This window comes from Bacillus massilinigeriensis (assembly GCF_900117315.1).
GTDB classification, from domain to species: Bacteria; Bacillota; Bacilli; order Bacillales; family Cytobacillaceae; genus Bacillus_BE; species Bacillus_BE massilionigeriensis.
This window is the reverse complement of sequence record NZ_LT630337.1, coordinates 770,512-789,285: the sequence shown is the minus strand read 5'-3', so window position 1 is coordinate 789,285 and position 18,774 is coordinate 770,512. Positions and strand designations below refer to the sequence as shown.

Sequence of the window (18,774 nt, the reverse complement as noted above, 5' to 3'; positions counted from 1 at the left end):
TTAGAGAGTTTGTTCTCTCAAAACTAGATAATGTGGAAGAAGAAAGAATTACTTTANGACGGGACTCGAACCCGCGACCTCCTGCGTGACAGGCAGGCATTCTAACCAACTGAACTACCGGACCATTGCGATTGCGGAGGCAGGATTTGAACCTGCGACCTTCGGGTTATGAGCCCGACGAGCTACCAGACTGCTCCACCCCGCGATGATATTATTTTATTCACTTTTTCTTATGCAAATTGTTATCAGCATGGACCGCCCCGATTTCAGAAAGATTATTCAAGAAGTGGTTCAATCGGTGCGCTGTAGAGTATTCGAAGAAGCATATTCGAACGNATTGCGATTGCGGAGGCAGGATTTGAACCTGCGACCTTCGGGTTATGAGCCCGACGAGCTACCAGACTGCTCCACCCCGCGATGATATTATTTTATTCACTTTTTCTTATGCAAATTGTTATCAGCATGGACCGCCCCGATTTCAGAAAGTTTATTCAAGAAGTGGCTCAATCGGTGCGCTGTAGAGTATTCGAAGAAGCATATTCGAACGTGCTCCACCCCGCGATGATATTATTATTAAATTTTTAGTAACTAATAATGTTACTGAAAATTTTAGAATTAAAGCCTGGCAACGTCCTACTCTCACAGGGGGAGAGNTCAAGGGTTGCGCTCGTTGCGGGACTTAACCCAACATCTCACGACACGAGCTGACGACAACCATGCACCACCTGTCACTCTGTCCCCCGAAGGGGAAAATCCTATCTCTAGGAGTGTCAGAGGATGTCAAGACCTGGTAAGGTTCTTCGCGTTGCTTCGAATTAAACCACATGCTCCACCGCTTGTGCGGGCCCCCGTCAATTCCTTTGAGTTTCAGCCTTGCGGCCGTACTCCCCAGGCGGAGTGCTTAATGCGTTTGCTGCAGCACTAAAGGGCGGAAACCCTCTAACACTTAGCACTCATCGTTTACGGCGTGGACTACCAGGGTATCTAATCCTGTTTGCTCCCCACGCTTTCGCGCCTCAGCGTCAGTTACAGACCAAAGAGCCGCCTTCGCCACTGGTGTTCCTCCACATCTCTACGCATTTCACCGCTACACGTGGAATTCCGCTCTTCTCTTCTGCACTCAAGTCTCCCAGTTTCCAATGACCCTCCACGGTTGAGCCGTGGGCTTTCACATCAGACTTAAGAGACCGCCTGCGCGCGCTTTACGCCCAATAATTCCGGACAACGCTTGCCACCTACGTATTACCGCGGCTGCTGGCACGTAGTTAGCCGTGGCTTTCTGGTTAGGTACCGTCAAGGTACCGCCCTATTCGAACGGTACTTGTTCTTCCCTAACAACAGAGTTTTACGATCCGAAAACCTTCATCACTCACGCGGCGTTGCTCCGTCAGACTTTCGTCCATTGCGGAAGATTCCCTACTGCTGCCTCCCGTAGGAGTCTGGGCCGTGTCTCAGTCCCAGTGTGGCCGATCACCCTCTCAGGTCGGCTACGCATCGTCGCCTTGGTGAGCCGTTACCTCACCAACTAGCTAATGCGCCGCGGGCCCATCTGTAAGTGATAGCCGAGGCCATCTTTCAGCTTTTCTACATGAGTAGAAAAGAATTATCCGGTATTAGCACCGGTTTCCCGGTGTTATCCCAGTCTTACAGGCAGGTTGCCCACGTGTTACTCACCCGTCCGCCGCTAATCATCGGGAGCAAGCTCCCTCAGATTCGCTCGACTTGCATGTATTAGGCACGCCGCCAGCGTTCGTCCTGAGCCAGGATCAAACTCTCCGAAAAAGAGTAAGATTAGCTCTTAAAATTTTAAAAATAGAATTAACGTTGACGTATGGTTTGTTTAGTTTTCAAAGAACAATATTTTGGAGCGGGTGATGGGAATCGAACCCACGACAACAGCTTGGAAGGCTGTGGTTTTACCATTAAACTACACCCGCAATATTGCTATAATATAAATTTCTTCTGGTCGGGAAGACAGGATTCGAACCTGCGACCCCTTGGTCCCAAACCAAGTGCTCTACCAAGCTGAGCTACTTCCCGATTTTCTAATGGCGCGCCCGACAGGAGTCGAACCCATAACCTTCTGATCCGTAGTCAGACGCTCTATCCAATTGAGCTACGGGCGCTTTATAGCAACTTTTATATGATAACAGTAATTAATGTTGCTGTCAATAACTTTTTTGGTGCGGCCGAGAGGACTTGAACCTCCACGGGGTTGCCCCCACTAGGCCCTCAACCTAGCGCGTCTGCCATTCCGCCACGACCGCCTATTGAACTAGCAAATACTATTTTATCACTAAATAGCATCTAAAATCAACTGGTAAGTCTTGGTGCGGGTGAAGGGAGTCGAACCCCCACGCCTTGCGGCGCCAGATCCTAAGTCTGGTGCGTCTGCCAATTCCGCCACACCCGCGTTTTTTAAATTAGAAACAAATGGTGAGCCATGAAGGACTCGAACCTTCGACCCTCTGATTAAAAGTCAGATGCTCTACCGACTGAGCTAATGGCTCTTTATAAATTTTATTATTATATACTGGATTGTTCCTCGAACATAGTGGCATCTGCGACGTCCCCATCTTGGGATGTCATTTCAAGAAGCGGCTCGATGGGTACTCTGATGCCTATTCTAAGAAGCATATTCTTTCGTGCTCTACCGACTGAGCTAATGGCTCGTAAATGGCTGGGCTAGCAGGATTCGAACCTACGCATGACGGAGTCAAAGTCCGTTGCCTTACCGCTTGGCTATAGCCCAATGATTTATCACCAATATCTTATTCGATAAAAATATGAACTCTCTATATGTTTCAACGACACATATGGAATTATTCACATTATCGAAATAAATGGCGGTCCGGACGGGACTCGAACCCGCGACCTCCTGCGTGACAGGCAGGCATTCTAACCAACTGAACTACCGGACCGTTTTCTTATTTTATCAATTATCAAAGTGACCCGTACGGGATTCGAACCCGTGTTACCGCCGTGAAAGGGCGGTGTCTTAACCGCTTGACCAACGGGCCAAAATAAATATGGCGGAGAAGGAGGGATTTGAACCCTCGCGCCGGTTACCCGACCTACACCCTTAGCAGGGGCGCCTCTTCAGCCTCTTGAGTACTTCCCCAAATAAATGGCTCCGCGGGTAGGATTCGAACCTACGACCGATCGGTTAACAGCCGATTGCTCTACCACTGAGCTACCGCGGAATATTTAATAAAATTCCCTATAAAATGACTAGCTTTGCCGGTTGTCCTCATCTCAGAAAGCTTATTCGAGTAGCAGCTCGATGTGAACAACTCGAAGTTATTACAATGATGCTTCGCTTGTTGCTCTACCACTGAGCTACCGCGGAGTAAAAGTTACTGTTTCCTGTTGATTAATTGCGTAAAATCGTCCCGACTTCAGGGAGAAATAGCAAGTTGCGGCTCAGTCGGTACGCTGAAGTAATCTCAATGAAGCGTACTCGGACGTGCTATACCACTGAGCTACCGTGGAATATCCTTATCTTAAAAACAATAAATTAATCAACTCGTCTTATCGACTCTTTAAATTATATTTAGTGACCCTCAAAAAGTCAAGATACTTTTTTTAAAAAAACAAGTACCCTGTTTGCGTCACAGAATAATAATCTAACATGGCTAACAACTAGCTGTCAACTACCATTTTCACTAACTTCCCTCTACATTTTCCACATACATACCTTGATGTATTGATGGACCGTTTTCGTCTATATATTTGATTACATTTTTTACATGCATATATATGGATTTTGTTAGAGGGAGTCCTTCTAGGACGATTTGGAAGCATCGAACAAAAACGGGGTGCATCTACATTTTTAAGTAAGTTTTTAAAATCAGAATCCCTATGTTTATAACCTTTCCCTTCCAAATGAAGGTGATAATGGCAAAGCTCATGCTTAATGATTCCAATCAACTCATCTTTTCCAAGTTGTTCAAGGTATTTTTTATTAATCTCGATATTATGGCTATTTAGAAGGTATCTGCCACCTGTTGTCTGCAAGCGGGAATTGAAAATTGCCTGATGCATAAATGGCTTTTGAAAATATTGAGTAGATATATTCTCAACTAACACTTGAAGCTCCTTATCATCCATTCCTTCTAATAACCTCCTGTCCAGCACAATCCCTTTAATTGCCTTATAGAGAACAACAAATGACAATAATTACGTTTACTATCACACGGTAACATGACAACCTATTATAGCATACATTTAAAATAAAATTACTCCAAACTCGTTATTCATAGGAGGTTTAGAGTTATGCCAATATGGTTTCAGAACCAAATGCAGCGGGCCTTTTATGAAAAGAACCGTTATCAGATAAAATTATTGAATCAATGCTGGTTTTTTTACAAAAAAAAAGAGGTTGAATCTTAATCCAACCACACAAATCAATATATTTAAGTGTAAATTTTAATGATATTTAGAGGTTTGAGTTCAAGCCTCTTTCTTCATTTACTATTCAGTTGGAGGAAGCATTGATAAAGAAACCCTTCCCTTATGAACATCAACGGAATCTACCCAAACGGTGACAACATCTCCAACGGATACAATATCTAACGGATGCTTTACATATTTATTGCTCAATTTAGAGATATGAACTAACCCATCTTGTTTTACTCCAACATCAACGAATGCTCCGAAGTCTACAACGTTTCGCACTGTACCCTGTAGCTCCATTCCAGACTTTAGATCTTCTAGCTTAAGCACATCCTTTTTCAACAATGGTTTAGTTAGATCATCCCTTGGATCTCTTTCTGGTCTCATTAGAGCTTCAATGATATCCTTTAAAGTTAATTCGCCAATTTCTAATTCACTAGCCAAGGTTGATAAATCGACTTTTGCTAAGGATTCCCTTAAAGCATCCGTTCCGAGGTCTTTAGAGGAAAAGCCAAGACTTTTTAACAAGCCTTTGACCGCTTTGTAGTTTTCTGGGTGTATTCCTGTCCTGTCTAGCGGCTCAACTCCGTCAAGTACTCTTAAGAATCCAATCGCTTGTTCATAGGTTTTTGCCCCAAGACGTGGAATTTTCTTTAGCTGTTCTCTTTTAGTAAATTTACCTTCTTCTTCTCTTTTTTTAACAATATTATTTGCAACTGATTTTGATAATCCCGACACATATTGTAGTAATGACGGGGATGCGGTATTCACATTCACCCCAACCTGGTTAACCGCAGTTTCTACAACGAAAGTAAGAGATTCAGATAGCCTTTTTTGGGATACATCATGCTGATATTGACCCACACCAACTGACTTTGGATCAATTTTTACAAGTTCTGCTAAAGGATCCTGTAAGCGCCTTGCGATAGATGCTGCACTTCGCTCTTCCACATGTAAATCGGGAAATTCCTCCCTCGCAAGATCAGATGCTGAATACACACTCGCTCCCGCCTCATTAACTATGATGTAATAGATCTCTTCCTTCTGTTCTTTTAATATATCAGCAACGAACTGTTCTGTTTCACGGGATGCTGTTCCATTTCCGATTGCAACCATTTCAACTTTATAAGTCTTTAAAATATCCTCAAACTTTGCCTTCGCCTCTTTAACTTTTGAAACTGGAGGATGAGGGTAGATGACATCAATTTTTAAAAGCTTCCCTGTTTCATCGACTACTGCTAATTTACACCCCGTTCGATAGGCAGGGTCAACTCCAAGAACAATCTTCCCTTTTAAAGGCGGTTGAAGGAGCAGATTGCGTAGGTTTTCCGAAAAGATGTGAATGGCCTGTTCTTCTGCCTTTTCAGTTAATTCATTTCGAATCTCTCTCTCGATAGATGGCTGAATTAATCTTTTATATCCATCCTCGATTGCTTCCATTACAGATTTGGACGTAAAGGATTTCTCATTCGCAATCCACTTCTTTTGTAAATAACTGAAAATCCATTCGATATTAGGCTTTATACCAACCTTTAAGATGTCTTCCTTTTCTCCACGATTTAGAGCAAGGATACGGTGGGGAACAATTTTCTGTACAGGTTCTTCGTATTGGTAGTACATCTCGTACACCTGTTTTTCGTCTAATTCTTTATTTTTAACTTCCGATTCAATCGTACCTGTTCTAAATGTTTCGTTTCTAATCCACTTTCTGCTATCAGCATCATCTGATACCATTTCAGCTATAATATCCTTTGCACCATTAATAGCATCCTCAAATGAGTTCACTTCTTTTTCCTCTGAAATAAACTCTGCTGCTTTGTCTTCTAATGAACCTGTTGTTGGAAATTCTAGCATCCATAATGCAAGGGCTTCTAATCCTTTTTCTTTTGCTATCGTTGCCTTGGTGCGCCGCTTTTGCTTATATGGACGATATAAATCTTCAACCTCTTGAAGCTTTATAGCCTTTTCAATTTGTAGATTTAGTTCATCCGTCAGTTTTCCTTGTTCATCAATTAATCGGATGACCTCTGATTTTCTCTGTTCTAAGTTTTGTATGTATTGCCATCTTTCCATAATATCTCTAATCTGGACTTCATCTAGGGCCCCAGTTTGCTCTTTACGATAGCGGGCAATAAATGGGACTGTATTCCCGTCTTCAAGTAATGAGATAACACTTTTTACCTGCTTCATAGAAAGGGATTGTTCCTTAGCAATCATTCGGAGTAATGGTTCTTTGTTTTCAACTACTTGTTCCAATGGTCAATCCTCCAGAATTATTTTTTCATGAATCTTACTTTTATTGTAGCAAATTCAATCGGAAGGTGCACAAGAGAGGGATTATATGAATGACAATTCTCCCCGGGTGATACACCCATATTCACAACTCAAACCTTTAGTCCAATAAAAAAAACTCGCCAACCTGGCGAGCAAAGAGACACAGAAAACAAGGCAAAATTCAAGAGCATACATTAGATTTGAATCGGCAGAATGTGATTAATTTGGAAGAATTTCCGAATTTTTCTCATCTAATGTATAAAAAAACGCTCTTTTTAAAGAGCGTACATATAATCAAAATTCGATGAGACCCAAGCTAATCTGTAAGGCATCATCCACTTTTTCCATCATTTCGTCATCGAGATGAGTTATCTTATCGGTTAAGCGTTGTTTATCAATTGTACGAATTTGTTCTAACAGAATGACCGAATCTCGTTCAAAACCGTATCGCTTCGCATCAATTTCAACGTGAGTAGGCAGCTTTGCTTTCTGTATTTGTGCGGTTATTGCTGCGACTATTACAGTGGGACTAAACCGATTCCCGATATCGTTTTGAATGACAAGTACCGGACGGACCCCGCCTTGTTCAGAACCAACAACTGGGGATAGGTCAGCGAAATAAACGTCTCCACGTTTGACAATCAAAGGATTATCCCCCGCTTACTAGACGTTCAACTGTGTTTTCTGCCTCAAATTCTGCTTGAAATGCTTCAGAAGCAATCGTTAAATTGATTTTCGCCATTTCCATGTAACCACGTCTCATAGATTCGCGAATTTGTCTCTTTTTCCGGTCGCGCAAATACATTTTTGTTGCCTGATAAATGAATTCACTTCTGTTAACATTTTCCTGTTTTACGAAACCATCTAATTCGGTTAAAAGATGTTGCGGTAACTTCACCATAATCTCTGTTGTTGCGCTAGACTCAGACACAAACATACACCTCCACCATCACTACACACCATTTAATCCCGCCTTTATCCGTCTATTTGATTTCCATTAGCCAGATAAACACCGGACTTATCAAGCCATTAAAGGCTGTATAACCAGAAAAAAAACACAGTAATTTCTCTACCAACTTTAATATTAACATCAATTAGGCCGATTGCAAAGAACTATTCATCAATTCCTCTGTATTATCAACCAATAAAATACCCTTTTATGCATTCTTACGCAAATATTTAATAAATATGATTTCCTTTTTACAAAACTTAGGCAAGTATTTCTAATAATATTAGTAGGACAAGATGGAATTTTTCATGTCCACCATTCTTCCAGATTTTCTATAAATCCTTGGGACCCGATTTGATATTATACATGGGACTTCGTAGTTAATGGTTTGTAATCGAGCAGCAATATCATTTATAGAAATTTGATTCCCTTTTTGCTTTCCAATTAAAGTGACAACCGTACCAACCGGGACATGAAAGGGAAGTTTTAACATACATTGGTCCATGCATATTCTACCCACAATTGGAACTTTCATTCCTTCCACTAGAACTTCTTGACCTTGAAGCCTTCGAATCCACCCATCTGCATATCCTATTGGAATGGTTCCGATCCATTCATCCTCTGTTGCTTCATATGTTGCACCATAGCTAACCTTTTCACCTTTTCTCAACCTTTTCACATGTATCAGCTTTGAATGTAATGAGAAAGCCTCCTTAAGTGGGAAAGGAATTTCTGGTTCTATTTCGATAGAAGGAGTAAGTCCATACATCGCAATTCCCATTCTTACTGCATTGAAATGGGCCTCTGGATGTCTGAGGGCAGCAGCACTATTACTTGCATGAATGAGCTCAGGCTTTTCTTTCATGGAGTGAACCATCTCATTAAATTGAGTTAATTGCCTTTGATAATATGAATTGTCTAATTCATCAGCCGTAGCAAAGTGGGTAAAGACCCCTTCGATTAGGAAGCGTCCATCCTCTCTCAGCATTTGTTCAACACTTTGAAGCTCATCTGGTGTTTTCACACCGATCCTTCCCATTCCAGAGTCAATTTTAATATGAACCTTAACTTGTAAATCGTTTGTCATATATTTCTTTGCTTCTAAAAGCCATTCTTCTTGAAAAACGGTTAGAGTAATCTCGTGTTTAGCAGCAATTGAAATATCCTGTGCTCTACTTGCACCTAAAACTAAAATTGGAGCAGCTATTCCCTTTTTTCTAAGAGCGATTGCCTCATCCAAAAAGGCAACGGCTAAATAGGATGCACCTGATTCTAATGCTGTTTCAGCTATCTGAGCATCTCCATGACCATATGCATTCGCTTTTACAACTGCAATCATTTGAGTTCCTTTAGCAAGAAGAGTTTTCAAACCATTTATATTTGCTGCAACAGAATCAAGATCTACTTCAGCCCATGTATCTCTATAAAAAAGAGCCTGATCTTCCACTCTTAATCCACTTCCTTATTTCTGTTCATTTTTTATATGTATAAATTATTGAACTCCCCTATTACTAATTTGTCAAATGGTAACCATCTGGATTGAAACAATCTCTTACTATAAAAAGTAAAAAGGCCCAAGTGTCATTGAGCCTTTTTTAGTCTTATGAATTATTTTTCAACCGTTCCTTGTACTGAACGTGCAAGCATAATCATTTCTTCATCCGTTAGGTTTTTAGAAGCAAGGGTATACTCTACACCTTCGTGTGACCAAGTAATTTTATTTTCTGATAGGGCCCCAATTGTAAATCCTAAATCAACAGGCTCACCTTGGACTGGTGTAACATATGCTTGAGCGGTGGCCACCTCTGCCTTTTCTTCCACTAAAGTAAATGATTTATCACCGTCATAGGTTAATATAAATCGATTTCCGTTTTCTAATGCGATTTCCTTTTCCTCTACTAGGCTGACTCCAGGTATCTCAGCAGTTGGAATTTTCACACTAAATTCCTTCTCGTTCAAGCCTGCCATAACAGGAACTTGTAATTGAGCTGCAGTCATGTTCTTTTGAATATCAAAATCCTTTTTATCAAAATTAGCACCGAATTTCACATTGGAGAATTTTACAGATAGAAGAACATTTCTGTCCGGATCCATAACCTTTACACTTACAGGAGTATAGCCTTTTTTACTTAGTTTAATTTCTTGATAAGGAAGCATTTTATGATTTTGATAGCGAGTCTTTGTTTCAAATACATAATGCTCTTTCGTTGCAGTAAACTTTGCCTCTTTATCCTCAATTATGTCATTTACTAAGGATTCATATAGATAGGCTTGGCTGCTGTTTTCGGGCCAATCACTTTGAAAACGGAAGCTCTTGTTTAAGGCTGGTGTTAATACGAAGACCCCATCATCATTTTTAAGCAGCATCTGACTTTGATCCTTTTTGCTATTCTTTAAGTTTACACGATAGTAATGTGGATCCTTATGCCATATTTCTACATTATACGTTTGTGGCTCTGCTCCCATCTGCAAGGTCATGGTTGCCTTAGCTTTATAGCCTTTTAAGTCTTCCAGTTTGCCGTCAAGTTCTTTAACAACATCATCCTGTGACTTTGAACCACAAGCAGATAATGCGACAACAACCAATATCCCGGCGAGAAGCATTAAAAACTTTTTCATTCTTCCTTCAGCCCCTTTTGTCTCATTTCATGCTTTTCATGAAGGAGAGAAAAAGACAGGAATTAGACTTGAATGGGTTTTAATCATCTACCTAACTCTGTGGAAAAGGTTAGAATCTGTGTTCCCGCCGCCCTAGCCTTGTCTCTCCTAATGCATTAAGAATATATGAGACAACCTCAAGGAATATGCTCATCCAAATATGACAAGCATTAAATTTTTTCAATCACTACCTGGGCTATGGCATATTGCTCACTATGGGAAATAGATAGATGAACACCTTCATTAAAAGGCTTTGTAATAAATACCCGACCATTCGCTTCTTTTGTGATTTCAATATCTAAAAAGGAAAGACTTTCCCCAATGCCGGTTCCAAAAGCTTTCGAAAAAGCCTCCTTCGCCGCAAACCTTCCTGCAAAAAACTCTAACCTCCTCCTACCAGAAAATAATTCAAACTCTTTCTTCTCTTTATCGGTTAATATTCGATCAATGAACTTGTTTTGTCTATCTAACAATAATTGAATCCTTTCAATTTCTACGATATCTATTCCAATCCCGGTAATCATACGCATCTTCCTTCTATTTCAATCTTTTTTCGCATACTACTTTAAAGACAAGCATGGTAAAAAACATCATTCTTTTAATAAAATAATACTATGGATATGATGAGCTTAAGAGGTGTTATATGTTTACACGAACAGAAAACTTTAAAGAATTCATTCGTCTTTATCCAATGGTTACCTTAATAATCACAATCCATCTTCTACTATTTATTTTTTCCATTGCCCCCATTTTTCCAAATTTATGGCTTTTTGAAAAGTTTATGGGAGTGAATCTTTATATTAAAGAGGGTGACATCTGGCGTTTAGTCACACCCATTTTTATGCATAGCGGATTCTCTCATATGCTTTTCAATAGTTTTTCCCTTCTATTATTCGGTCCAGGCTTAGAGAGGATTCTTGGAAAAACAAAATTTGCCTTGTGCTATCTCTTTACTGGAATTTTCGCCAATATTGCAACCTTTTTATTCCAGCCTCTAACATTTACACATGTTGGTTCGAGCGGTGCAATTTTTGGTCTATTTGGCATTTATATGGCAATTATCATTTTTCGTAAGGATATCCTTTCGAAAGAAAATGCACAAATTATTTTGTCGATTACTGTTATTGGTTTTGTCATGACATTTTTCCAAAATAATATTAATGTCACTGGTCATATTTTTGGACTTCTTTCCGGTTTCGTGCTTGGAAGGATATTATTAGGGACCAAAGGAGCCCCTTCTTTCTCCTTTCAACTCAGAAAAACAAAGATATTCTCACCAAGGCCTAGAGGTCAATTTTCATTAAAACATATAATCTTTATTATCATGATACTACTTGCCATTATCGGTCTCGTTTTTAGATAAAACAAATCCCCTATTCAGGGGGACTTGTCATTCGATTATGGAAATGATTCGAATACCACTGGTAGATCTTCAATCCATCCTCTCTCTCTAAATCAATCACGGAGCCGCCAGATACCCCTGAGCCTGACTTAATGGCAGATTGGATGGTGATAAGATCTTTTTTCCTTTGAAAATAACTTTCCTTAATGTTTAAAGACTGGATTTTATTCTTTTTCATAAAAACGGTATTTTTCGAAATAGTTCTGTATCTTAAGGTCAATTGATTACCATTTACCGCCCAGCCGGCAGTTTGAAACTCCATATATTGCCATAGGGCTGTCATAAGGAATAGAACGAGTGACAAATAACCCCAAGGTCTACTGAAAATAATAGCTGCGACAACCATTGGGACGACGAGCATCCATCCCTTTAGAACATATCTTCTTAGAGCCCTTTTTGGGACTTGTTGTATGTTTGGTTCAAAATTTATCTCAGGAAAATAAGATTTGAGGCACGTTGCCATCTTTTTCTTTTTCATAATCGGTAGAACCATTACCTTCGCACTATCCATATCTTTTTCAGATCCACCAGCACTTTCAAGGTATGCTGTTCCATAACCTAATGGCTGTCTAATTAAGTTCTCACTAATTCTTATAGCCTGTATGCGATTTAAAGGGATAGTGAGCTGGCGCTTTTCTAGTAATCCTCTTTGAATGACAATATCTTTTCCGACCTTTTTAACAGTAAAATTCGCAAACTTTAACATCGTTCCGATTAATGAAATAATCCACGCTAATAAAAATACGATAAAAATAAGCATAGTTATAAATATGAGTCCATTTGCAACTAATTCCTTAAGACTTTTAAATACCCTTTCATATGGAATAAGATCATCGAACTGAAAAACAAACGCAACGATGGCTGAGAGAACGACCCCAGCACCACCTGATGTGATAGATAGTAAGAGCAATTCCTTCATCGTTATTTTATAAACAAGCTCATCAGGAATAGCCTGTTGTGAATTTTCATATGGATTGTCAGGTAGCTCTGATTTTTTTAGCGACATTAACATATCTTCAATCGCTTTAGCCTCTGACTTCGTTATTGCCGTTAATTCCGCCTCAGCACCATTCGCAATATTTGCCCCCGCTGTTTCAATTTTCACCTTCACTAAACCTAATGGTCGGTGGAGAATCCCTTCTGACCAGTCAAGGCTTTGAATTTTTTCAAATGGAATATACCTCTTTTTGCGCACAAAAACTCCATATTCAATTCTTAGCTCCCCATCTTCCATTCTATATGTATAGCGAAGCCACGAAATAATTCCCACAATGAGGACATAAACAACCGTTACAACGGATGCGACTAAATAAAAATAATCCCACTTCGTTCCTTTACTACCTAGGACAACAAATACAATAAACGGAACAATTAATTCTTTAAGCTGTTTTAATAAATTTATGATTGCTGAAATTGGGTGAAGACGTTTCGGTTTAGACATCCTCATCAACCACCCTTGCTAAACGGGAGATAAACAAGCGGAGCTCCTCTGCTTCTTCCATATCTAATGCTGGGATGGAATGAGTAGTTGCTGCCGTGGAAACGGCCACAGATGCCAGGTTATATTTTCTTAAAATAGGTCCTTGAACCGTATCTACGTGCTGCACACGGACCATTGGAATTAATGTTCTTTTCACAACAAAAATGCCCGTTTGAAATTCAATTTCCTGCTCTCTTACGTCGTATCGAATGCGCCTCCACCTGATCTTTGGAAAAAGATATACGAATAAATATATGTATAAAATAAACAACACAAAGGCAGCTGCAATCAACCAAAGAGGCCATTCATATATGACGGCCAAAATCACAACGCCCACAACCATTAGAAGAGGAAAAATGGAAAAAATAGCACTTGAAATTCTCCAAACGGATAAAGCTCGCTCAGAAATGCGTTTTTGTGGTTCTAACATGGGGTGCTCCTCCTAATAAAAGTACTTTCTTATTTCATATTATAACTTTACTACGAAGTAATTTGAGGAAAAGTTCCGTAGCATTTTTATTGAATATCCCTTTTCAGTCGGTGGATGATCTTTAATTATCTCTTCTGATGTGTGGCGGGTGGCTTTTTGTTATATGTTATTTTCTTTTGCTGCTAAGGGGCAAAATTCACCATCGCGGATATTTTAAAAAAATCGTGGATATATCGTAATAATCGCAAAAATATTCCATGAACCCGCGGATATATCAAAATTTCCGCGGATATCCGCTTTTTCAAAGATAATAAACCACCTTCCTGCTTCCCTTCAGACCAAAGTGGAGCACAAAATTTGCACTTAATACAATAATTAGCCATCGCAACACCCACTTCTACAGATGAAAACCTCAATAAAACACAAAAAAGAGAGCAAACATGCCCTCTTTTCCACTTATCTATTAATGATGTGAATTTGTTTTTTGCTTATTATAGTTACTGTTTCCGTATCTTTTTCCACTTTGACCTTGACGTGACTTCATTGATCCCTTTTTTCGGTTATTGGAGGAATCATAATTTCTTCTGCGATCCTGTCCATTTCGATCTCTCTTAACAGGAAGAGGCTTCTCTTCCGTTAATTTCACTGGTGTGGTATCAGGCTCTTTTGTCATCATCTTCAGGACTGCAGCAACGACAGTAGTTGGATCCTGTTGTTCTAATAGCTCTTCTGCCGCGTTTTTATAATATTGTAAATTATTTGCTTCAATTGTTTGAAGAATTTTCTCCATGACAGCCTTTTGCTGACCTTCTAATGCCTCATCCAAAGTAGGGGGCTTCATGCGTTCCATTTTTCTTTTTGTTGTTTTTTCCACAACATGCAGGTATGACTTTTCACGTGGAGAAATGAATGTCATAGCAACCCCTGCTTTACCAGCACGGCCTGTACGTCCAATTCGGTGTACATAGCTTTCTGGGTCCTGAGGGATGTCGAAATTGTATACATGAGTAACTCCAGAAATATCTAGACCTCTAGCTGCAACATCGGTAGCAACAAGTACATCAATGGAACCCTCTTTAAATTTTCTTAATACTGAGAGACGTTTGGCTTGGCTTAAATCACCATGGATTCCTTCTGCCATATAACCTCGTAAATTTAAGGCCTCGGATAATTCGTCCACTCTTCTCTTCGTTCTTCCGAAGACAATGGCAAGCTCAGGAGATTGAATATCAAGCAGTCTCGTAAGGATATCAAATTTACTTTTTTCCTGAACCTCTAAATAATATTGCTCTATTTGTGGAACAGTCATTTCCTTTGCTTTAACTCGCACAATTTGTGGATTCTTCATGAATTTTTCTGCCATTCTTTGAATTGGAGCTGGCATGGTCGCAGAGAATAGCAAGGTTTGGCGTTCTGAAGGGGTTTGAGCGAGAATGGCCTCTATATCCTCAATAAAGCCCATATTTAGCATTTCATCCGCTTCATCTAGAACCACCGTATGTACGTTCTCTAAACGAATGGTTTTACGGTTAATGTGATCCAAAAGACGTCCTGGTGTACCAACGATGATATGTGGGCGGTTCTTCAATGCACGAATTTGGCGGTTGATATCCTGCCCACCGTAAATAGCTAACACACGGGTTCTTTTTCCATAACCGATTTTATATAATTCCTCTGATACTTGGATCGCTAATTCCCTTGTAGGAGCAATGATGATACCTTGGATGATATCACTTTCCTTATCGATTTTATCAACCAAAGGGATACCAAATGCAGCTGTTTTCCCCGTTCCTGTTTGTGCCTGCCCAATTAAGTCTTTGTTTTCTAAGCTTAATGGAATGGTCTCTGCCTGAACTGGGGTGGCCTCTTCAAAACCCATTCTTTTTAATGACTTCAACGTAGCTGGGCTAATTCCCAAATCTTGAAACTTTTTCAATTTTTTCATTCTCCTTTTGTTTCCTTAAACCATTTTTAATATTAATAAATTACTCGTGTATAAATCAATATCTCCTAATGAATGCTCTCTCAAGGATTAAAGTGAAAAAAGACATTCCCCTTATAGGAGTATGCCCGAAATAGTAAATTTCTCCTTGACACTTTGAAATTAATCTTAACATCTATATTGATTGAATGCAATAAAGTGAACTTCGTGAAAAGTGATGAATAAAGGAAGGTTTATGTGTTACATTAACTAAATTTTTGCGATAATTCCTGATTTAGACTACTCAACTGTTCTGCCATATTGGCAATTTGATTAGAAGCAACCGAGATTTCTTCAAACGTCTGCTTAAACTTTTTAATATTACCGCTAAAATTATTAATCCGAACATCGCTTGATTTGACACTATCAACAGAGTTTTCAAGAATTTGAATAACATTTTTATTTGATTCCCTGAACAGGCTTGTCTGTTCAACGATTTGCTTAAAGCTTTGTTCAAATTGGTTGATGGTATCTTGTACATACACAATTTGACCCTGAATATGGTCTAATGCCTCTTCCGTCTTTTGCGCAAGGTTCCTTACCTCTTGAGCAACGATTGAAAATCCTTTTCCATGCTCTCCTGCACGGGCAGCCTCAATGGCAGCGTTAAGTGATAATATATTCGTCTGATTAGAAATACCTCTGATGGCTTTAACCACCTGACCAATTTTGGCTGAGCTCTCGGTCAATTGAATCGTTAAAGTCTTTGTTGATTCGATTAAATTGACAACCTCATCCACCTTCCCTAATGCATCAGAAACCTGATTCTTCCCATTTTCTACTTTTGAAATCATTTCTTTAGTAGATTGGGTAATCATTTGGATTTCACTCAGCATCTCACCAACAAGATCTTCCTTATCTGCTATAGAGGAGGTTGCTTCCTCAGCATTAGCAGCTAAAGTAATCGCGGAATCATTTAATCGAGATTGTAGCTCTTCGACTTCATTTAGTTTCATCATGGAAGAGGTATAAAACTCAATATAAGTAGAAATACCTATTTGCATATCAAACGAGCACAATTTCATAAAGGACTGATAGTAATCCATAACCTCTTCCCAGGAATCTAGTTCCATTGTTAATATTCGAAGAAACTCATTTTGGATTAAAACATAGGCACCGATGTACCATTCTGGGAACAATCCAATCCTATTATGTACCTGGCCAACAGCCTTTCTACGGGCTATGTATTCCTCGCCGATATCACCTGAAACCATATCAAGAAGATATTGGGTCAATGTCTGTTTAAGACGTTCAATTGTCGAATGTCTTTCAATGATTGCAATTAGGTTATCCATTGTTTGAAGCTTCTTATAAAAGGAATCCACAATCATATGAGCATTCTTTTCCATGACTGCTTTTAGTTTACCTAGCTTAATAATATCCTCTTCTGTTAAGCCTACAAAAGTTAATTGGATCCCATTTTCTCCAATTAACAATTGATTAAAGGAATGAAGTGGTTCCCTTTCGGAAGTACTTATCTTTTGATTATCCAAGTCCATTTCCTTCAATTGAACTGATTTTTGATTGCTTCTTGAAAATGATTTAAATGCCAATCTCCTCATGAAGGTCCCCCCCTTTAGATACAGTACAAAATACCTAGTAAATCAATCATATAATGTCGAGGAAATTATTGGTTATGAAAATTGTGAATTATTTTTTAAATTTCAACAAAAAAAGGAAAAAGTTTGGTTAAAAACTCTTTCCTTTCATAACCTCATTTGAATTTCTTATTTATCCTTCTTCATTAAGGAATGGACAACCTCTTCTAATCTCATTCCACGAGAAGCTTTCACTAAAATCAGTGTTTCATTATTTGAATATTCTTTTACCTTCTCTGTAAGTTCCTTTTTATCTGTAAAATGAAATACCTTGTCTTGAGGTAAGGTTGTTTTTGCTCCCTCTGCAATAAATTGACCTAATTTGCCATATGTAAAAACATAGTTGATTTTCTCTGAATTCAGGGACTGACCGATCTCTAAGTGAAACTGTTCCTCATTAAGTCCAAGCTCAAGCATATCTCCAAGAACCAGGATTTTATTTGGAAAACCATTTAGGTTTGCAACTAGCTCCATAGCCGCTCGCATAGAAGTAGGACTCGCATTGTAGGCGTCATTAATAATTCTTTCTCCCTTTTCCCCTTCCACGATCTCCATCCTCATATTGGTCAACTTCAAACCCTTTAATCCTTCATTCATCTCATCATAAGGAATCTGCAAGAAATGGGCCGTTAACATAGCTGCTAATGCATTAAGAATGTTGTGATTTCCTAAAACAGGTAATAGGAATGTGCCATTATGCTGATTAATTGAAAATATGCTTCCATCATTATTTTGTTTAATTTGTGTAGGATAGATGGTGTTATGATTATTTTGGCCAAATGTATGTAGGCTCCATTTTTGTGCATATTTTTGTAATCTGTCATTCAGAAGTGGCTCATCGCCATTATATATAATCAACCCTTGATCTTGAAGACCAGCAATAATCTCTGTTTTTGCATCGGCAATTCCTTCTCTAGACCCTAAATCGAGAAGATGCGATTCACCAATATTTGTGATGATGACTAGGTTAGGCCGTGACAGCTTTGATAAAAACTCAATTTCTCCTTTAGCGCTCATGCCCATTTCTAGAACGGCAATTTCCGTATCTTCATCTAAAGATAATATTGTTAATGGTAACCCGATATGATTATTGTAATTACCTTCTGTTTTTTGGACTTTATATTTTAGACTTAACAGGCTTGCCGTCATATCCTTTGTTGTTGTTTTTCCATTACTACCCGTAATCCCTACCACTTTTACCTTTAATTCATCACGGTAGCGTCTTGCAAGTTCCTGGAGGGCCATTTCAGTATGATCAACAAGAATAATCGGTAGATTAACAGGAGGGTTAGGAACATCCCTTTGCCACAATGCAGCTGCCGCACCTTGTTGGATGGATGCTTCAACAAAACGATGCCCATCCATATGTTCCCCCTTCAAAGGAATAAACAAATTTCCTTTTTGAATTTTTCTCGAATCTATGCATACCCCTTGAACGAGCAGATCAGAGAAATGTCCAAGATCATCTTCAACCTTTAACATCGACGCAATTTGCTTTAATGTTCGATTAATCATATTTCCTCCTACAAAAAATCATGTTGAAATCAGTTAAAGGTGGGTAACTCAAGGCTGTAACTCTATTACCCACCCCTTAGATGTATATTAAA

The 18,774-nt window shown here is 39.2% G+C and carries 14 protein-coding genes, 14 tRNA genes and 2 other annotated features; of the genes, 2 read left to right on the top strand and 26 right to left on the bottom strand.

Annotated features, from left to right (window positions below; translation table 11 throughout):
* Positions 1–57 precede the first annotated feature (57 nt).
* From BQ6100_RS04055 to BQ6100_RS03980, 15 genes are all read right to left on the bottom strand, one after another.
* Positions 58–116, bottom strand: a tRNA-Asp gene (locus BQ6100_RS04055).
* A 15-nt stretch (positions 117–131) separates the two neighbouring features.
* Positions 132–205: transfer RNA gene (locus BQ6100_RS04050), tRNA-Met, on the bottom strand.
* 138 nt (positions 206–343) lie between these two features.
* A tRNA-Met gene (locus BQ6100_RS04045) sits at positions 344–417 on the bottom strand.
* Positions 418–584: 167 nt separating this feature from the next.
* Positions 585–831: a sequence feature (16S ribosomal RNA rRNA prediction is too short), on the bottom strand.
* 60 nt (positions 832–891) lie between these two features.
* Positions 892–1,774 (bottom strand) — a sequence feature (16S ribosomal RNA rRNA prediction is too short).
* Between the two features lie 89 nt (positions 1,775–1,863).
* Positions 1,864–1,937: transfer RNA gene (locus tag BQ6100_RS04035), tRNA-Gly, on the bottom strand.
* Between the two features lie 26 nt (positions 1,938–1,963).
* A tRNA-Pro gene (locus BQ6100_RS04030) sits at positions 1,964–2,040 on the bottom strand.
* Positions 2,041–2,049: 9 nt separating this feature from the next.
* Positions 2,050–2,126: transfer RNA gene (locus BQ6100_RS04025), tRNA-Arg, on the bottom strand.
* A gap of 55 nt (positions 2,127–2,181) precedes the next feature.
* Positions 2,182–2,267, bottom strand: a tRNA-Leu gene (locus BQ6100_RS04020).
* Between the two features lie 61 nt (positions 2,268–2,328).
* Positions 2,329–2,413 (bottom strand) — tRNA-Leu (locus BQ6100_RS04015).
* Positions 2,414–2,434: 21 nt separating this feature from the next.
* Positions 2,435–2,510 (bottom strand) — tRNA-Lys (locus BQ6100_RS04010).
* A gap of 167 nt (positions 2,511–2,677) precedes the next feature.
* Positions 2,678–2,752: transfer RNA gene (locus tag BQ6100_RS04005), tRNA-Gln, on the bottom strand.
* Positions 2,753–2,844: 92 nt separating this feature from the next.
* Positions 2,845–2,921 (bottom strand) — tRNA-Asp (locus BQ6100_RS04000).
* A gap of 27 nt (positions 2,922–2,948) precedes the next feature.
* Positions 2,949–3,020 (bottom strand) — tRNA-Glu (locus BQ6100_RS03995).
* Between the two features lie 10 nt (positions 3,021–3,030).
* A tRNA-Ser gene (locus tag BQ6100_RS03990) sits at positions 3,031–3,121 on the bottom strand.
* Positions 3,122–3,128: 7 nt separating this feature from the next.
* A tRNA-Asn gene (locus BQ6100_RS03985) sits at positions 3,129–3,203 on the bottom strand.
* Positions 3,204–3,642: 439 nt separating this feature from the next.
* Complete coding sequence (locus BQ6100_RS03980; RefSeq protein WP_075980484.1) at positions 3,643–4,110, bottom strand: SprT family protein; 468 nt, start codon at positions 4,108–4,110, stop codon at positions 3,643–3,645.
* Positions 4,111–4,275: 165 nt separating this feature from the next.
* Between BQ6100_RS03980 and cmpA the strand changes: the two genes are divergently transcribed.
* Complete coding sequence (gene cmpA / locus BQ6100_RS20915) at positions 4,276–4,392, top strand: cortex morphogenetic protein CmpA (RefSeq protein WP_097677898.1); 117 nt, start codon at positions 4,276–4,278, stop codon at positions 4,390–4,392.
* 81 nt (positions 4,393–4,473) lie between these two features.
* On the opposite strand, the gene BQ6100_RS03975 is transcribed toward cmpA, so the two are convergent.
* The 6 genes from BQ6100_RS03975 to acpS form a co-directional block, all read right to left on the bottom strand.
* Entirely contained in the window at positions 4,474–6,612 is a 2,139-nt protein-coding gene (locus BQ6100_RS03975; protein WP_173719889.1) for a Tex family protein, read from the bottom strand.
* A gap of 351 nt (positions 6,613–6,963) precedes the next feature.
* Positions 6,964–7,314 carry a type II toxin-antitoxin system endoribonuclease NdoA gene (gene ndoA, locus BQ6100_RS03970; protein WP_075980482.1) on the bottom strand — a complete coding sequence of 117 codons (351 nt, stop codon included), beginning with the start codon at positions 7,312–7,314 and terminating at the stop codon, positions 6,964–6,966.
* A gap of 4 nt (positions 7,315–7,318) precedes the next feature.
* Positions 7,319–7,600: a CopG family ribbon-helix-helix protein gene (locus tag BQ6100_RS03965; protein ID WP_075983425.1), complete on the bottom strand. Its 282-nt coding sequence runs from the start codon at positions 7,598–7,600 to the stop codon at positions 7,319–7,321.
* A gap of 301 nt (positions 7,601–7,901) precedes the next feature.
* Positions 7,902–9,065, bottom strand: coding sequence for an alanine racemase (gene alr / locus BQ6100_RS03960; protein WP_075980481.1), 1,164 nt, complete (start codon positions 9,063–9,065; stop codon positions 7,902–7,904).
* A gap of 161 nt (positions 9,066–9,226) precedes the next feature.
* Positions 9,227–10,237: a LolA family protein gene (locus BQ6100_RS03955; protein ID WP_075980480.1), complete on the bottom strand. Its 1,011-nt coding sequence runs from the start codon at positions 10,235–10,237 to the stop codon at positions 9,227–9,229.
* Positions 10,238–10,446: 209 nt separating this feature from the next.
* The gene (gene acpS / locus BQ6100_RS03950; RefSeq protein ID WP_075980479.1) at positions 10,447–10,800 is read right to left on the bottom strand and encodes a holo-ACP synthase; all 354 of its coding nucleotides are present in this window, start codon (positions 10,798–10,800) and stop codon (positions 10,447–10,449) included.
* 119 nt (positions 10,801–10,919) lie between these two features.
* Here acpS and BQ6100_RS03945 point away from each other — a divergent pair, with 119 nt between their 5' ends.
* Positions 10,920–11,639: a rhomboid family intramembrane serine protease gene (locus BQ6100_RS03945; protein ID WP_075980478.1), complete on the top strand. Its 720-nt coding sequence runs from the start codon at positions 10,920–10,922 to the stop codon at positions 11,637–11,639.
* Between the two features lie 10 nt (positions 11,640–11,649).
* Here the strand turns inward: BQ6100_RS03945 and BQ6100_RS03940 are convergent, their stop codons facing one another.
* From BQ6100_RS03940 to BQ6100_RS03920, 5 genes are all read right to left on the bottom strand, one after another.
* Positions 11,650–13,119, bottom strand: a complete 1,470-nt coding sequence (locus BQ6100_RS03940; RefSeq protein WP_075980477.1) for a PH domain-containing protein — start codon at positions 13,117–13,119, stop codon at positions 11,650–11,652.
* Positions 13,112–13,588, bottom strand: coding sequence for a PH domain-containing protein (locus BQ6100_RS03935; RefSeq protein WP_075980476.1), 477 nt, complete (start codon positions 13,586–13,588; stop codon positions 13,112–13,114). The genes BQ6100_RS03940 and BQ6100_RS03935 overlap by 8 nt, the downstream gene beginning before the upstream one ends.
* Positions 13,589–14,051: 463 nt before the next feature.
* On the bottom strand, positions 14,052–15,467 hold the full coding sequence (locus BQ6100_RS03930; protein WP_390622431.1) for a DEAD/DEAH box helicase: 1,416 nt from the start codon (positions 15,465–15,467) through the stop codon (positions 14,052–14,054).
* 308 nt (positions 15,468–15,775) lie between these two features.
* Complete coding sequence (locus BQ6100_RS03925; protein ID WP_075980474.1) at positions 15,776–17,131, bottom strand: globin-coupled sensor protein; 1,356 nt, start codon at positions 17,129–17,131, stop codon at positions 15,776–15,778.
* Between the two features lie 165 nt (positions 17,132–17,296).
* On the bottom strand, positions 17,297–18,682 hold the full coding sequence (locus tag BQ6100_RS03920; protein WP_075980473.1) for a UDP-N-acetylmuramoyl-tripeptide--D-alanyl-D-alanine ligase: 1,386 nt from the start codon (positions 18,680–18,682) through the stop codon (positions 17,297–17,299).
* Between the last annotated feature and the right edge of the window lie 92 nt (positions 18,683–18,774).

What these genes read in the sequence shown, in the direction of transcription:
- BQ6100_RS03945 (WP_075980478.1), top strand. Translation starts at nt 10,920, where the DNA reads ATGTTTACACGAACAGAAAACTTTAAAGAATTCATTCGTCTTTATCCA.
- BQ6100_RS03930 (WP_390622431.1), bottom strand. Translation starts at nt 15,467, where the DNA reads ATGGGTTTTGAAGAGGCCACCCCAGTTCAGGCAGAGACCATTCCATTA.
- cmpA (WP_097677898.1), top strand. Translation starts at nt 4,276, where the DNA reads ATGCCAATATGGTTTCAGAACCAAATGCAGCGGGCCTTTTATGAAAAG.
- BQ6100_RS03925 (WP_075980474.1), bottom strand. Translation starts at nt 17,131, where the DNA reads ATGAGGAGATTGGCATTTAAATCATTTTCAAGAAGCAATCAAAAATCA.
- BQ6100_RS03955 (WP_075980480.1), bottom strand. Translation starts at nt 10,237, where the DNA reads ATGAAAAAGTTTTTAATGCTTCTCGCCGGGATATTGGTTGTTGTCGCA.
- BQ6100_RS03940 (WP_075980477.1), bottom strand. Translation starts at nt 13,119, where the DNA reads ATGTCTAAACCGAAACGTCTTCACCCAATTTCAGCAATCATAAATTTA.
- BQ6100_RS03975 (WP_173719889.1), bottom strand. Translation starts at nt 6,612, where the DNA reads ATGATTGCTAAGGAACAATCCCTTTCTATGAAGCAGGTAAAAAGTGTT.
- BQ6100_RS03980 (WP_075980484.1), bottom strand. Translation starts at nt 4,110, where the DNA reads ATGGATGATAAGGAGCTTCAAGTGTTAGTTGAGAATATATCTACTCAA.
- acpS (WP_075980479.1), bottom strand. Translation starts at nt 10,800, where the DNA reads ATGATTACCGGGATTGGAATAGATATCGTAGAAATTGAAAGGATTCAA.
- BQ6100_RS03920 (WP_075980473.1), bottom strand. Translation starts at nt 18,682, where the DNA reads ATGATTAATCGAACATTAAAGCAAATTGCGTCGATGTTAAAGGTTGAA.
- BQ6100_RS03935 (WP_075980476.1), bottom strand. Translation starts at nt 13,588, where the DNA reads ATGTTAGAACCACAAAAACGCATTTCTGAGCGAGCTTTATCCGTTTGG.